Origin of the sequence: Candidatus Uabimicrobium amorphum, assembly GCF_009002475.1 — a bacterium.
GTDB classification, from domain to species: domain Bacteria; phylum Planctomycetota; class Uabimicrobiia; order Uabimicrobiales; family Uabimicrobiaceae; genus Uabimicrobium; species Uabimicrobium amorphum.
Map to the genome: position 1 here is coordinate 3148153 of NZ_AP019860.1, position 16733 is coordinate 3164885.

Consider the following 16733-nt stretch of genomic DNA (forward strand, 5'->3'; position numbering starts at 1 on the left):
GAGATCACTATAATAAATTTGATATTGTTAGGAGGAATCAATGGAACGCTCCTCAGAGAATAAAAAGAAAAAAAACAAGAACCAAGACATCCAGTTATATGGCGACTCCATCGAAGCAATTCCCTCGAATGAATTTGATGCTGAAGATGACTCAATTATTAGCAATTTAGACATGGACGCCGTACCCGTCGATAGCGAGTTAGTTACACCGAACGAATCGGACGACGACTACTCTGATATTATATCTTCATCCGATAGATCAGATGAAGACTACTCTGATATCATATCTTCGTCAGACAAATCAGATTCCGAAGATTCCAACATCCAACAACCAGAATTAATGAATTCACAATATCTTGCATTACCTAGTGATTTTCAAGTTACCGTAAAAAAGTTTGAAGGCCCCCCCATTCTCGAAGAGCCTGAAAACGTCAAATTATCTGAAAAAAACGAGTATGAAGAAGAAGAGGATGACCCTATCGCCGATACGATTATCTGTTCTACAGATATCGAAGAGGAAGACTCTGTTCCAGAAATTCCCACCGTGGGCAAAGAGGCCATTCTAAACACAGAAGAAGTCGGAAATACCGAAACTGCCCCAGGGATACTAGATTCGGCAATGGAAGCAACAGTTGCAGATCCTGATGTTGTTGCGTTGTTTGAAGACAGAGCGGAGGATAGCGCAATTCTTGCTGCCCAGGAAGTCGACGAACTAGATGTGACGGTGGAAGAGGCAATGTATGCCGATGGTACAATTTCGTCCACATTTGTGGCAGAATCCGTTGGAGAAGATACTTTTCTAGCCGCGACAAAATCCACAAATGACATTGAACAAAGCAGTGGCGAAATATCAGCCCAGGCCGCTCCCACACAAGATTTAGCCTCAAAATTTATTCCAAAGGCACAATCAGATCTCGGGCAAACCAAAGATATGGATTATTCGCTACAAGCGAGTTCTTCACAAAACTTACCAACGCAAGATATGCCATTTACCTCAGATGAGATAAATCGCGTACAAATTCCGATGCCAACAACAAGTCCTTTTGGCATCGGAGATGTTCTTGACAATCGCTATAAGATTGTTGAGTTCTTAGGCCGTGGTGGTATGGCATATGTATACAAAGTGGAGCATCAACTACTGGCCGGAGACAAACATTTTGCTCTGAAGGTTTTAGGTGGCTACGCAGGTAAACAACAAGAGTTTTCCAAACGTTTCAAACGCGAAGTAGCGGTAATGATGGAATTTTCGCATCCTCATGTCATTCCTATTCGCGATTTTGGCGTAACACCCGATAATCAACCATACTTTACCATGGACTATTGCAGTGGCGATGTTATCAAAAGCCTGATAGAAAAGCATGGTGCCCTTGATATTGAAGTCGCGTTAAAAGTGACGATGCAAACTCTAGAAGCTTTAAATGAGGCGCATAAAAAAAATATCATTCATCGCGATTTAAAACCTGAAAATCTCATGTTGGAAATGCGCAATGATGAACCATTTACTTATGTTCTTGACTTTGGTATCGCAAAAAGTTTAACCACAGAGTATACCGAAAAACTTACTCAGGGAGTTATTGGAACTCTGTTGTATATGTCACCGGAACAAGCAACTGCACAAGAGCTTACAATAGCCACCGATATTTATTCTTTAGGGGCAACACTGTACCATATGTTGACAGGTCGTCCGCCATTCATAGGAACACAACAAGAAGTTATTATAAAAATTGTGCAGGAAAATCCTTTACCACCGAGTTATGTACGTAAAGGTATACCACCTGAAATAGATGCTTTAGTTCTCAAAGCTTTGAACAAAAAAATAGATGAGCGCTATGCATCTGCCGACGAGTTTATCGAAGCAATCCACGCGGCTTTGGATTCATCAACTTTCCAAGCAGCAGATAAAAGCGCTAATACCCTACAAGCACATCAAGCATTTACTCCGGGAGATGTTGTTAATAACCGTTATCGAATTGTCGATGTTCTTGGTTCAGGTGGTATGGGAATCGTATATAAAGTAGAACATTTAGAGCTATCTTCCAGTAAACGTTTTTTTGCTTTAAAACTACTCGATCCCAAACTTTCCACAGATAGTAGTTTTAAAGATCGATTTGTTCGCGAAATCGAAATGGCGATGGAATTTACTCATGAAAACGTCATCCAGATACGTGACTTTGGGCATACAGACGCAGGTCATTACTACTACACAATGGACTATTCACGGGGTCAAACACTCACAAATGTTATTGCAAAAAATGGTAAATTAAGTACAAAGCGTTCTCTTAGCATTATACGTCAAGTACTTTCGGCATTGAAAGGTCCCCATAAAAAAAATATCGCCCACCGCGATTTGAAACCAGACAATATTATTATTGAAAATCGCAATAGTAGTGACCATGCTCTCGTTCTCGATTTCGGTATTGCCAAAATTTTGGATGATGATGGCTCGCAAAAAGTTACCCAAGAAAGTGTGATTGGTACACCTCACTACATGTCTCCGGAGCAAGCTGGTGGAGAAAGCATAGATTTCCGAACTGACTTCTATTCTGTAGGTGTCATTTTCTACGAAATGTTGTTAGGCAAAGTTCCTTTCGATGGAAGTACGAAAGAGGTTCTTGTGGCTCACATGCTAAAAAAACCACCACAGCCTTCAAAATTACAGCCTCAGTTACCTTTGGCAATTGAAGAACTCATGCTACGGGCATTGCAAAAAGATCCTAATGCGCGCTTTGCCAATGCCGAAGAATTTATTGCTGCAATTGACAACATAGAACAACGCGAAAAGAAACTCCTTCGCCGCAATAAAGTACGTCGGGTTATGCGGTTCGTTGCGAGCCTCATGTTTTTAGCGACCATCGCCGCCACTGCATTTTTGTTCCTGCATATTGACAAAGAAAATCGTAAAGTAGAGCAAAAATTTCAAGTTGCTGTTGCCAATTTTAGTGAACAACAAGCAAATATTTATCTAGATGAAATTAAAAACGCTTTTTTTGGCGTTAACAAATTTGTATTCCCCAATAAAATTGCGCGACTTTCACTACAAATAGAATACCAACGTGCCCTGCACAATGAAGATCTGAACAAGGCGCAAAACTTATATACACAAATACAAAAAATGCCCTCAAGCAATCCAAAGTTACTTATCCAATTGCAACAACAATTGGATACTTTGCGCAATAAAAAATTTGCTCTCTACCAAGTGGTCAGAGCTTTAAACAAACTACAGCCTGTTGCTGCCCAAGAAATGCTACGCAAGCTCGAAACAAAAAATGGAAAAAAACTCAACGAGCTAATTACTTACTACATTAATCTGCAAGAAAGTCTGCGTAACAAAAAGTATGAAGAAGCAAAACGCATCATTGAGATAGACATTTCACCTGGCCTATCAATACTAAGTAGTAAATTTTCTTTGCGAAACTTCAGCAATAAGGTTCGTCAAATTTCGCAAAAACTAGGAAACAAAACCAATCAAAATGAAGATAATGCCAAAGCAAAAATCATTATTGCGAACATTGAGAAAGCATTGCAACAAAGCAAAACAAAAAAAGTAGAACGCTTATTAAAAGAACTTGACCAGTCTCAAGGGGTTCCTTACGAGACAAAGCAAAAATACAGTGAGCTCCTGTCGCAGGAGAAACGATTTTTAGCGATAAAAAAACAACCCAAGAAAGATCGAATCAAGGCGTACGAACTGTTTTTATCCGCGGCTCCACGAACACAGCATCGTTATCAAATAGAATCGGTATTGCGTGAAGATTTACAGGAAAAATTTCAAAAAGCACAACAAAAATACGCTGCAGAAAAGTATGACACCGCTCTAGAAATAGTAAAAAATATTGTAGGTAGCCCTATTTTTGCGACCACACCCAAAAGTCTTCAAAGTAATGCATTAACTATGCTAGAGCGAATTTATTATTTCAATCGCGACAAAAAAATATTTGCCTTAGAAAAACAATGGCAACAATTATTGGGAAAATCCCTACATCTTTCTCGTGATAACAGAACAGTGGAAGCAAGACTATATCTAGCGGTTGCCTACAGCAAAAAAAATCGCTCTACTTCAGAAAAATTGTTGTCATCTTTGAAAGGCCACCTGCGCGATTTGCAAATTGACAACATGGATAAAATTCAGAGAAAAGCATACCAGGAAGCCTTTGAATTATTGATTAAAATGTCAAAAAGCAAAGAGAAAATTATTTTAAAATTTATTCGTTTGTTCCCTAGTCAATACAAGTACTACAAAGATTTAGGAGACATGAAACTACGTAAAAGTAAGTCGCAAGCCAGTAAATATTTTTCTCTTTATCTCAAAGCAATTCAAAAGAAAACCCAAGGTCTATTAATTCGCGATAAGCTTACAAAAACAGACACCTACGTAATAAATCAGTGGCTAGCTCTGCAAAACTTCTTTCCTTTAAAAGTGGGCTATGCATGGGCATATGAAACGCGAAATTTAAAAGACCAAAATATTAAACAACCGGTGCATACTATTGAAAAACGTAAAGGCAATACTTACACACGATTAGAGCAAGACGAAGGGGACTCGTTTGCTGCACGAATAACCATTTTTATTGAAAAGGGAATGATCAAACAGAAAATAGTAATACCCAACGCTTATTTTGAGATCATTCCGCAAAAAGTAAATATCAAATCAAAATGGAAGAGAAAAATAGCTCAGCCTTTTAGAGCACGTCTAGTAGGTTACAATGTACCAGTAAAAGAATATAAAAATGTGAAATGCCTGAAAGTCAAGATTGAAAGAGTTGATCTCAAAGTAGTTCGTTATGAGTACTATGCTCCAAATATAGGTTTGGTTAAGGCAGAACTTTTCACAAACGGACAAAAGAGTTTTGAACAAATATTGAAAAATTTTAAAGGTAAGTAGAGTAGGGAGTAAGAAATGTGGATGGCTCTATTTGGTGTAGCTGTACTAGCTTTAGTCGTATACTACACAATTGCACAAAAGCAACAACAAGAATACAAGGATCAGTTAACAAATATCGAAAAACAACTCGATGAGTTACAAAATCAAAAATCGATCGTTGAAACAGAATTGACGAAAACACAAGATGAAAAAAAGCAACAACTAGAAAAAAGTACCAGTCAAATAGAAGAGCTAAACCAACAGCTACAGGAAAAAGCGCAACAGTGCCAGTTAGCTTTGGAAAAAAACGAAGAATTAGAAAAATCGCATCAACAACAAGTAGATACCTTACAAAAGAAAATAGAAAGCAAAACGGCTTCCGCGCAACAAACAAAAAATATATTGGAGAGCCAACTCAACGAGCTAGAAACAAATAGTAAAAATTTTCAAGAACAACTACGCCAAACCAATCAGCAAAAACAAGATCTTAAAGCAAATATAGAGGTTCTCGAAAATAAGTTACAAGAACAAAAAAATCTCATTGAGCAAGCCAAAAAAGAACAAGAAGCATGGCAAGGAAAGCTAGAAGAAAAAGATAGCTTAGTGGAGAAAAAAGACCAAGAAATACGTTCGCTGCTACAAAAACGTAACGAAGAACAACAAAAACGCAATGAAGAACAGCAACAACTCATGGACCAAATCCAACAACGCGAAGAAAAAAATACCCAACTAAAAGAGCAGTTGCAAAACAAAACAGAGCAGGAGCAAGAGCATAAAGATTTTATTTCTCAACTGGAGAAACAATATGAGGAAAATCTCCAAGTGCGTAGTAAAACTCTACAGGAAATCAGTGCTCTACTACAGAGGTTAACCAGCTTACCTTCACCAAATAGTATCATGAATACCAATTTAAAAAATACTCGCAAATTCACCCTAGAAGGTGATTTAAAGAAACAAGTTCTTGTCAAAGAACAAAAAAACAAAGAAAACGCTGTTGTCAGTGAAATCAAGCAACATTTAGAAAACCGCGATAGCATTATGGCGCAATACTTGGATGTACTACAAAAATTTGAAGCGAAAATACAAAGAAAAATTGACCGTTCACAAGGCATTCCCACAGAGAATTCCGTGTAGGAGAGTTACATGCAAAAGGTATTACTTCCCCTTCTAATCGCAATTTCGTTCTTAGTTGCAGACGACTGGCCACAATGGCGTGGTAATAACGGAGATGGTATTGTTTCAGTAAAAAGAAATATCCCCGTAAAATGGCCAGAAAGTGGTCTTCCCGTACTATGGCGCGCCAAAAGCGGTGCCGGATATTCAGGAATTTCCGTGGCAAATTCTCGTGCGTATACGCTTTGCGGTATAGAAAGCGATGTGTATTGTACCGCCTATGCCTGTGACACAGGTAAAATTATATGGAAAAAACGTGTTGGCAAAATGTTTACCAGTAGTTGGGGAGATGGACCTCGCTCCACTCCAACATTTCACGAAAATAAAATTTACACCATAGGCAGCCGTGGAGAATTATGGTGTCTAAATGCAGAAGACGGTACAAGTATATGGCATGTAAACTTACTTAAAAAGTTCACAACATCAATACCTCACCACGGCTTTGCAGGATCTCCAATCATTTACAAAAATAAAGTTCTTTACAATGTAGGTGGCCCCAAAAACGCTTTTGTTGCCTTCGACAAGAATAGCGGTGAAGTAATATGGCAAAGTGCTAATGATAAAGCGGCCTACAGTACGCCCTTAATAGCAAAAATACACAATATGGACCACGCTGTTTTTTTTAGTGCAAGTGGAGCAGTAGGAGTCAACCCCGACAATGGAAATGTTTTATGGCGTTACCCATGGACAACATCCTACAATGTCCACGCCGCAAGCCCCATTGTACACAAAAATAAAGTTTTTATTTCCTCAGGATACAGCAGTGGCTCCGCACTATTCGCCATAAAACAGCAACAAGCAAAATTCACCACCGAAAAAATATGGGAAACCCAAAAACTCAAAAATCACTTCTCCTCCTCAATCCTATTTAAAGAGCACCTTTATGGCTTTCATAACTCAATTCTAACATGCATCGACTTAAAAAACGGCAAAGTAAAATGGCGACAACGTGGTTTTCGTAAAGGATCCTTAATTGCGGTCAACAACCACTTACTCATTTTAAGTGAAAATGGCAACAAATTAGCCCTAGCTGAGATAAACTCTGAAAGCTACAAAGAAAAAGCGCAAATGGCAGCATTTCCAAACACAAGATGTTGGAGCGTACCAACCATTGCCAATAATTGTATTTATTTGCGTAATGAAGAAGAAATAATGTGCATTAACTTTCTTAAATAGGCGTTAAGCGTTCCGTTATAAAAAACGGTGACGCTTACTTCATATTTTAACACTGTAACACTATAACACTCTGGCGCAAATTTACTCTGGCATAGTGCTCTGGTACACACTTACTCTGACACCTGTTTTACTCTGGCACACATTTGCTCTGACACCTGTTTTACTCTGGCACACATTTGCTCTGACACTTGTTCTACTCTGGCACACACTTGCTCTGACACCTGCTCACTCTGGCACACATTTGTTCTGACACCTTCTCTACTCTGGCACACATTTGCTCTGACGCCTATTCTATTTCCCTTATATACAAAGGACCACCTTCTTTTGCTCTGACACCTTGCTAATTTTTACTTTTGCTCTGACACCTTGCTAATTTTTATTTTGCTCTAACACCTTGCTAATTTTATCTACTCTGACCTTGCTAATTCATATACAACGAATGACACCTTGCCAATTTTATCTGTGGTTACAACATAAATTCATGCATCACAAAATGCTAATTTGTCAAAGTTGTATATATAATGTTAAAAATCCATTAGTAAGTACTCAAGAGAAAAGGAGAAAAGATGCGTCCCCCCAGAATTATTTATGTCGGCGGTGTTTATCATATTATTGCTAGATGTAACAACCGTGAATATTTTTTCAAAAAAGATGAAGATTTCGATTTATATCTAAAGATACTTGGTAAAGCCCGAAAAAAATATAATGTTTCTATACATGCTTTTTGTTTAACAAACAATCATGTGCACTTAATCATAGGTACACCACATAATAAAAATTTATCACTGTTTATGCAGTACGCTCAAGGCCATTTTGCTAGAGCATATAATAAAAAATACAATAAAATGGGTAGTTTTTGGAGTGGTCGTTATAAATCGACAGTAATAGAATCAGAAGAATACTATATGAATTGTTTAATGTACATAGAATTAAACATGGTTCGTAATGTTGCTAAAAAACATCCAAAATACTGGAAATACTCTAGTTATTCTCAACACGCTGAAGGAAAAGGCATTTTCCAAATAGATTACCATCACCAATACATGCTACTTGGTAAATCTAGTATGGAAAGGCAAAAAAAATATGAAAACATAATGAATTTAAAAATAAAAGAAAAAGGATTGCTTCAAAAACAAACACATATGTTCCAAGTGGCTATCTGTGGTTCACAACAATTTATCGAAGATATTATAAATAAATATACGAATCATTCATACTACAAGAGTAATCGGCTCTTTACATCCAATGGCCTCTATAGAGGTAAGGTAGATTCCAGTTAGCAAGCTAAAATTTTATAAAAATTTTAACTACTTTTGTAAAGGCTATGGACTAGTAACATTCTAAAACTTCTCAGATATAACTAGCGATTTGAGTCAAACATCCTATAAATTTTCTGGTGTTTTTTCATGTTTTCACAGTATAGTAGATTTTACGTAGTGAAGTACGTCCAAACTAAATTATTATAATGCGTGGAGTAACTATGGAACAAAAGATACTCAAAATGTTACAAGAAAAACAATTAGTATTATTTTGTGGAGCAGGTATTAGTCTTGATCCTCCGGCCGGTTTACCAGATTGGCATAAATTGCGAGATTATACTCTTGAAGCTGTTGCTTCTTTAGATCCACACCTACAAATTGTTGTTCCTGTATTACTAAACATGGACATGCTTGCAGATCCTGGCAAAAAAGGTCTAACCCCTGAAGTTGTCGCGTCTGAAATTGCCAACCACAGCAATGGTTATTTTGAAAGTTTTCGCTCTCTGCGTAATGGTAAAGAAAATGTAAACCATCTCTGCATTGCTGCTAGTGGCTTGCGCTATATCGTTACTACTAATTTTGATATTTTTATTGAAAAAGCGCTTTTAGAAAAAAATATTACATTTAAAGCGTATCGTTTTGCGGAAGAATTTGCAACGTTTGATAAAAACGATCGGGGTATTCACTTATTCAAATTGCATGGCTGTATTAGTGAACCTCGCTCCATTACTGCAACAATAGAACAAGAAGCAAAAGGTTTATGTTCTCCGAAAAGGGAAGTTCTTCGCTATTTACTTGGAAAATACTACTTTCTATTTTGGGGATACAGTGGCGCGGATTTAAAAATTAATCTTGATTATCTACAAATGGAGAGTTGTGTAGATAACGCCAAAGGATTTATGTGGGATTTTTGGCAAAAAGATGAAGAAAATACTTATGTAAAAAGACTAGCTCATTTATATAGAGAAAAAGCTGTTATTACACAAGGAAAACTGCCGAAATTATTTTACAATTTTATCAAAGAAACAGATATTGTTGAATACAGTAACCAACAAAGGCGTGAGTGGCAAAAGAATAAAAATGAAGAATTACGTATTGCTTTGCAAGAATGGAGTAAAAAATACTTAACTTCAGAGAAATCTTCAAATATGCTTGGGAGGTTGCTTTTACATAGCGGTAAACTAGATGAAGCCCTATATTGTTTCCATCACTGTTTAGAAATTTGCAAATCACCTAATATTGAGAACGTAGAAGCGTTATTAAACATAGGTGTTGTTTGTAAACATAGGGGACAATACAACAAAGCTCTTGAGTATTTTGAAAAAGCGCGAATTATTTCAAAGGAAAATCACTATATTAAGGAAACAGTGGCCTCATTGAACAATACAGGTGTAGTTCATGGTTCTCAAAATCACTACGAAAAAGCACTGCAATGCTTTGAGCAGGTAAAACAAATTGCTCTAGACAACAACTACCAAAAAGAAATTGCTGCGAGTTTCAATAACATTGGGGCTATTTACAGTAAACAACATAGGTATGATGACGCACTCGAATGTTATGAGAAGGCAAAAAAGATAGCTTTTGATCGTGGAGATCGACAAAATTTTGCAGCACGCTTAAATAACATTGCATATGTGTATACCAAACGAGAGGAAATAGACAAAGCCCTAGAATACTATAAACAATACGAAGAAATATCACGCTCGTTAGGAGACGTACAGGGTTTAAGTGTTGCATGCCACAATATAGCAATGCTATATACTGCGCAAAACAAATGGAAAGAGGCAAAAAAATATTACGATTTGTATGAGAGTTTTAAGGCAAAGAATAAGCCGTAAAACAAATTTTCTGTTTTACGACTTACTGAATTCTGTTATTTATTTAATAAACTCGATACTCTCAAGTTTTTTTATCCCCTCTTCACTAGCATAAAGATCTCGTGTACCCACAATACGAACTCTTTTTCCCGAAGCAGCAGGGTTTAAGTTGGGATTGAATTGTTGACGATATTGTGAAGGTAGCTGTATAACTAGTGTACTTTTACTATCAGCAATAGAAAGACCATATATGCCATTGAAACCACCGGAGATAACACCTTCTACAATAACTTTTTGATCATGGGCTTTTTGTAGAGCCTGAGTAACTGTTAATGCGTCTGGGTCCGGATCTGGGTCTGGATCAGAACCGTTCCATATCTGATCTACAAATTCAGGATGATCAATAAATGGATTACGATTTTTTTGCAGCTCATACACTCGCTCATTGCGACGTCGCTCAAAATAATCGACAGGGTCTTCCTTGTGCCATTTTAATAACGTAGAGAGCTTACCATGAAAACCTTTTTTGGTATCAACCATAATTATATCGGTCACTTTTAAATCAGGTACATTTCCTTCTTGCCCTTCGTAACGAGTCGCCATGTAAAAAATAATGCGTGCAACATCACCTTTGACTGCTTTTCTTGGTTCCCAAGAATCTTTATCATAACGACATTCAGTAAGGCCGTCGTTGTCTTGATAGATTTCACCACCATTGTCAAAATCAAGATGCCCACGTTTGCTATTTACAGAAACATCTGTAGGACGAATGTGGTGTAAATCAGTACCCGCAGGTTGTGCGGTCCCAAACTGTCCTCTTGATTTTGCCCAAGTATGTTCACGATTCCACTGCGAAACCCCTCCACCATGAGCATTTTTAGAACGCGACCATCCAGTATAGAATAAAATAACATTATTTGCATTGGATGGGTCGGCATCAGTGTAGGCAAGGTGATTCCACAACTCACCATAAGAATATGATTTATGTCCGCTAATAATTTGGTGAAGCTTCGATTTTAAGGCTTTCCCCTTTAAACCGGTTGTTCCTTCATAGTAGTCTCCCTGTCCCCAAATAGGAAGTAATGATAAAACAACAAAAATACATAAATATTGTTTCATAACTCTGACCTTCATAAGTAGATTTATATAGGTATAGTCTAGTAAGCTTGCATATTTATTATAGCACGTTTTCTATGATCATCAAACATTTTCATGTCCACGCTTTACATGGCAAACATCAATCCATTCAACCTCTGAGACAGATGACTGTGCAGGCACTGTCAAAAAAGGATATTCTACCTTGGCAAGATGTAGTCCCTGAGGGTAAGCAATAGTAGAGAATTGTCCCTCACACGGTGAACAAAATAAATTTTCAAATTCAGGGATAGATAGACGCTTTTGAGCAACAAAAAGTATCCTCATAACAAGAATGCGAATCATACTACGCAAAAAGCGATCTGCACGTATCGAAAAACGAATACGCGTTTGTGTAATATTCGTGGATAGTCGAACGTTATATACCTTACATGTTGTATGATTGTGTTTTTTTGGCGACTTACAAAAAGCAGCGTAGTCTGTGTAACGTGTCAAAAGCATACACGCTTTTCCTGCCCTTTCAAGATCTAAATGATTTTCTAAATATAAAGCGCTTACACGACTTAAAAAAGGATTTTTTTGGGTGTGAATGTAGTAGTGGTAAGTCCGATGAGTAGCGCTAAACTGTGCATGCGCTTTCAGAGAAACAGGATGAATATCAAAAATTGCTATATCATCAGGTAATATTTTGTTCAGACGAAATACCAAATCAAAATTCCAACCTTCAGGTATATCACTGTGAAAAAAATATTGCTGAGCATTAACAAGTGAATCGGTTCTCCCACAGCCTATGCAAGCAATATGACGAGCAAAAACTTTCCGCAAGGCTTGTTCAATAGTTTCCTGTACACTTATAGATTGAGGTTGACGCTGCCAGCCACGATAGTCAGCGCCGCAGTACCCAATGTGAAAAAAATATCTCATTACGACTACTCACAAACTTATTTTACAAAGACACCACTCTTTTTTTGCTCTGACACCACTCTTTTTTTGCTCTGACACCACTCTTTTTTTGCTCTGACACCACTCTTTTTTTGCTCTGACACCACTCTTTTTTTGCTCTGACACCACTCTTTTTTTGACACCACTCTTTTTTTGCTCTGACACCACTCTTTTTTTGCTCTGACACCACTCTTTTTTTGCTCTGACACCACTCTTTTTTTGCTCTGACACCACTCTTTTTTTGCTCTGACACCACTCTTTTTTTGCTCTGACACCACTCTTTTTTTGACACCACTCTTTTTTTGCTCTGACACCACTCTTTTTTTGCTCTGACACCACTCTTTTTTTGCTCTGACACCACTCTTTTTTTGACACCACTCTTTTTTTGCTCTAACACCACACAGTTTAAGCTGACAACAATATCTTAAACACACTACCATGGTTTACCTTACTTTGAACCAATATTTTCCCTCGGTGTGCATGAACAATGGCTTTAACAAGTGCAAGTCCCAAACCAGATCCAGACATTGACCGGGAAGTATCGGAGCGATAGAAGCGGTTAAAAATCAAGCGTAGATCTTTGTTGGGAATACCCATCCCTGTGTCTTTAATAAAAAGTCCCACACGCGCTTCTTCTTTTGTGATACCCACAGTCACTTTTCCTGTAGAGGTGTATTTTATGGCATTATCAACTAAGTTCACTATTGCACGGCGTAATTTTTTTATATCGCCAAATATGCATATCTTTTCATCAACACTTTCGTAAGATAACTCGATATTTTTGTGCTGTGCTATTGGTTCGAACATTTCGACAACTTCGTCGATAAGGTCGTTAATGATAAACTTTTCTCTGTGAATAGATATTTTCGCTTCGGCTTCTGAAATATCTAGTAGGGTATTTAGCCAGTGAAGTAAGCGTTTGCTTTCTGAAACGCAGTCATACAGTACTTCGCAGTATTCTTCACTAGAGCGTTTTTGCATAAGGGCGACTTCGGATGCTCCTTGTATCCTCGTAATGGGTGTACGGATATCATGTGCTAGGTTGTCGCACATTTCTTTTATATTGTTTACTAGGCTGTCAATGCGTGACAGCATCTTGTTTAGAGTTATGGCTAGCATCCCTAGTTCATCTTTGGGATTTTTTACGGGAATCTTCTGATTCAGGTTGTCTATGGCTATTTTGTGTGCACTTTGCGTCATGTCTCTTATTGGTTTTAGGGTATTGCGCATCATGATAAAGCCTAAAATATAAAAAACTATCAGTAGGCCGGGGAAAATGTAAATAAAAGATCGCAGTAAGCGATTGAGAAATGCGGTGCTGTTGCGTAGTGAGTAGACTACATGTAGTATACGACCATCTTTATAGGGAAAGTAGATAATGCGTAGAGGATGCTGACCTTGGGCTATTAGTAGCGTTTCTATAAAAAAACCACTTCCCATGTCTTGGTATGTCGATGTGAGTACTTCTTTCCATATAGACTGGTCCGTCGAGGCAATTATTTTGTTGTTGGCATCTTTTAAACAATAGAATACTTGGTATGCACCTAAGGCTTTTGTACCTTCTTTCATTTTCGCTAGTGTTTTAGGTAGGGATTGAGGGTCTTTAGACATTTCGTGTATTTGTTTGGCTTCTTGGATAAGCCACTGGTCTTCGATATTTGCGATGTAGTCTGCGACAAAAAAATAAATGCTGGCAAAGGCTCCACAGAGAAAAACGCCGAAAATTATTGTGTACAAGATGGTACTGCGAAATGCGATCGAGTGAAACAACCTACTCTTTGATAACATAGCCAACTCCCCTTATTGTGTGAATCATTTTATGAGCAAATTTTTTATCTATTTTGTCGCGCAAACGGCACATATGTACATCAACAACATTTGTCGATGGGTCGAATTGAAAATTCCACACATGTTCCATCAACATGGTTCGCGTCACTACCTGGCCACTGTGTTTCATCATATATTCTAAAATATCAAATTCCTTGGGTTTTAGCTCGATATCTGCCTCTCCTCTTTTCACGGTATATGTCAAGCGATCTAAGTATAGTTCCCCCACTTGCAAACTATAACTGTTAACGTTGCTCGTTCCACGGCGCAAAAGAGCGCGGATTCTCGCAAGAAGTTCGGTAAAAGCGAATGGCTTTACCATGTAGTCGTCGCTGCCTTTTTGCAATCCTATTACGCGCTCTTCTACGGAGCGTTTCGCGCTGAGAATAATAATCGGTGTTGTGACTTTTTGTAGGCGCAATGTCTCAATAAGGCTAAGTCCGTCTCTCTTGGGTAGCATTAAGTCAATAATCATTACATCATATGATTCTTTTAAAGCCATATGCAGACCTTCCTCACCATCTGGTGCATGATCTACAGCAAAACCGCTTTCTTGTAGTCCTTTTTTCACAAAGGAAACTATTTTATGGTCATCTTCGACAAGCAAAATACGCATACTTTCTCCGAGCTAAAACATACATAACTAGTTTTATTTATGAACTTTGCCGAATTTAAATTATTTTAACTTTATTGCTTAAATAGTTGTTTTTTTTTGTTTTTCACTTACAATGTTGATAGTTCTATACCACAGATAAGTATTTTATATTTATGAAATATACCGGATATTTTCCAACACTATTATATGAACACATCATTAAAGATAAACTACAATTTAACATTTGCCGTGATCTTTAATGTTTGTTTAATGTTCCTGTAATGTTTATTTTGTATAATCACAAAAACCTTAGATTATAAATCAATGTAAATAAAACTACTGTGTATCTAATTCTTACATTAGATATTTAACCATGGAGTTACATATGAATAAAATGTCTTTTATCGCAAAGGCAACAATATGCCTTGTGGTTTCTTCCGCAATTTTTTCCCTTATTTCCCCAAATAAGATCGAAGCTTCTAGTCACCGCGAAGCACCGTTTATGACAACTGCTCCCAAGTTAGACATCACCGACTTCTATATGTTTCAGTCTTATGATGCTGCTAACGTTGCAGAGAATGATGTAAATCAGCGCAACACCACTCTTATAATGAACTTTCATCCTTTACAGGATGCTTTCGGTGGCCCAAACTACTTTTTCGCTGACGAAAACGCTGCGTATCGTATCAATATCGATAACAACGGTGATGGTGTCGAAGATATCATTTTCCAGATTCAATTCAACTTCAAAGGCGACAACTTCCGTAAACTTGCAGTTCCAACAGGTGCTGTAAACACAGAAATTCCCCTGATCGCCCTTCCTGGAGTTGCCGATGAAGCCGATGCCAACCTTAACATAGTAGAGTCATATACTCTAACTGTAATAAAAAATGGTGCGATCGCCAATGCAACAAATTTAAACAACCTAACCCTTAACTCACAATTTGCAGGCACAACCACTTTTGTCAAACCTGTTGACAATATTGGTGCAACCACAATACCTCTATACAATGATTATGTAGAGCAACACGTATACGCATTCGGAGCCTTTGGTGAACAAGGAAAAGTTTTCGTTGGACAAAGAAACGATCCTTTCGTTGTGAATCTTGGCGAAATATTTGACGGCTTAGCAATCGCTGATGGTGGTGATGCCATCGCAGTAAAAAATGTGACTTCTATTTGTATAGAAGTTCCCAACTCTTTTCTCGCTCTTGATGGCGATGCTGTTACCAACAATGTATTTGCAGGATGGGCAACCACTCTTGCTCGTGGAAAGACAGTTGTTTTCAATGCTGTGGGGTCCGCAAATCTACAAAACAACGGTTTGCCTGACCGTGGAACAATATTCAAGCAAGTATCGCGTTTGGGAATGCCCCTTGTAAACGAAGCGGTTATTGGTGTTAGTTTTAAAGATCGTTTCAACAACAGCGTTCCAAGTGGCGATGTTCAGTTTGCAGACTTCGTTTTAAACTCTAGCTTGGCGGCACTTTTTAACATTGTTGGTTTAACAGCTAACGCTCCGGAAGAAAACCGTCTTGACTTAGTGAAAATATTTGCCCAAGGTGTTGACTTTCCTAATGATGCCAATGGAGGAGTTGCGAATTTAAACAGTCAGGTAAACAATGTATTTGGTCCAGGTGTTGCCGAATACCAAAGACTTGATGTTTCTATTCCTCCTGTAGAACTTGGTAACCAGGAAACTCTAGGAATCGCAGCAGGAGATGACGCGGGATTTCCGAATGGTCGTCGCCCAGGTGATGATGTCGTGGATATCGCGGTTAAGGTAGTAGGCGGTCTACTTGCAGACGATTTGACTGATAGTGTGCCAACCGCTGGTGAAACACAAATCAATGGTGATGCAGGCGCTGGTGCTCTAGCAGATGCCGCAGATGTTGATAATGGTGTTGAGGGATTAGATGATCCGCTTGGCAATGGTGTTGTAGAATTCCCATTCCTAGGTATTCCGATCTCTGGAAATCCATAACAAC

11 protein-coding genes and 1 pseudogene are annotated in these 16733 nt (G+C 38.0%); 6 read left to right on the plus strand and 6 right to left on the minus strand.

Features of this window, described 5'->3' with window-relative positions; translation table 11 throughout:
• Positions 1–40: 40 nt before the first annotated feature.
• From UABAM_RS11215 to UABAM_RS11235, 5 genes are all read left to right on the plus strand, one after another.
• Complete coding sequence (locus UABAM_RS11215; RefSeq protein ID WP_151968093.1) at positions 41–4882, plus strand: serine/threonine protein kinase; 4842 nt, start codon at positions 41–43, stop codon at positions 4880–4882.
• A 15-nt stretch (positions 4883–4897) separates the two neighbouring features.
• Positions 4898–5995, plus strand: coding sequence for a coiled-coil domain-containing protein (locus tag UABAM_RS11220; protein ID WP_151968094.1), 1098 nt, complete (start codon positions 4898–4900; stop codon positions 5993–5995).
• 9 nt (positions 5996–6004) lie between these two features.
• Positions 6005–7210 (plus strand): PQQ-binding-like beta-propeller repeat protein, encoded by a 1206-nt coding sequence (locus UABAM_RS11225; RefSeq protein ID WP_151968095.1) that lies wholly within the window; start codon positions 6005–6007, stop codon positions 7208–7210.
• 566 nt (positions 7211–7776) lie between these two features.
• Positions 7777–8490 (plus strand): transposase, encoded by a 714-nt coding sequence (locus UABAM_RS11230; protein ID WP_151968096.1) that lies wholly within the window; start codon positions 7777–7779, stop codon positions 8488–8490.
• 200 nt (positions 8491–8690) lie between these two features.
• Entirely contained in the window at positions 8691–10307 is a 1617-nt protein-coding gene (locus tag UABAM_RS11235) for a tetratricopeptide repeat protein (RefSeq protein WP_173013249.1), read from the plus strand.
• Positions 10308–10346: 39 nt separating this feature from the next.
• Here the strand turns inward: UABAM_RS11235 and UABAM_RS34160 are convergent, their stop codons facing one another.
• From UABAM_RS34160 to UABAM_RS11260, 6 genes and pseudogenes are all read right to left on the minus strand, one after another.
• Positions 10347–10664, minus strand: a complete 318-nt coding sequence (locus UABAM_RS34160; RefSeq protein ID WP_229759421.1) for a DUF6359 domain-containing protein — start codon at positions 10662–10664, stop codon at positions 10347–10349.
• Positions 10659–11342, minus strand: a pseudogene (locus tag UABAM_RS34165) (endonuclease I family protein); the annotation flags it as partial. The gene UABAM_RS34160 and the pseudogene UABAM_RS34165, both read right to left, overlap by 6 nt.
• Before the next feature lie 144 nt (positions 11343–11486).
• Positions 11487–12305, minus strand: coding sequence for a tRNA pseudouridine synthase A (locus tag UABAM_RS11245; RefSeq protein ID WP_151968099.1), 819 nt, complete (start codon positions 12303–12305; stop codon positions 11487–11489).
• Between the two features lie 22 nt (positions 12306–12327).
• Positions 12328–12681: a hypothetical protein gene (locus UABAM_RS11250; protein WP_173013250.1), complete on the minus strand. Its 354-nt coding sequence runs from the start codon at positions 12679–12681 to the stop codon at positions 12328–12330.
• 47 nt (positions 12682–12728) lie between these two features.
• Positions 12729–14111 (minus strand): sensor histidine kinase, encoded by a 1383-nt coding sequence (locus UABAM_RS11255; protein ID WP_151968101.1) that lies wholly within the window; start codon positions 14109–14111, stop codon positions 12729–12731.
• On the minus strand, positions 14095–14766 hold the full coding sequence (locus tag UABAM_RS11260) for a response regulator transcription factor (RefSeq protein WP_151968102.1): 672 nt from the start codon (positions 14764–14766) through the stop codon (positions 14095–14097). Before UABAM_RS11260 ends, UABAM_RS11255 begins: the two co-directional genes overlap by 17 nt.
• Before the next feature lie 364 nt (positions 14767–15130).
• Here UABAM_RS11260 and UABAM_RS11265 point away from each other — a divergent pair, with 364 nt between their 5' ends.
• Positions 15131–16729 (plus strand): DUF4331 domain-containing protein, encoded by a 1599-nt coding sequence (locus UABAM_RS11265; protein WP_173013251.1) that lies wholly within the window; start codon positions 15131–15133, stop codon positions 16727–16729.
• The last annotated feature ends 4 nt before the right edge of the window (positions 16730–16733 follow it).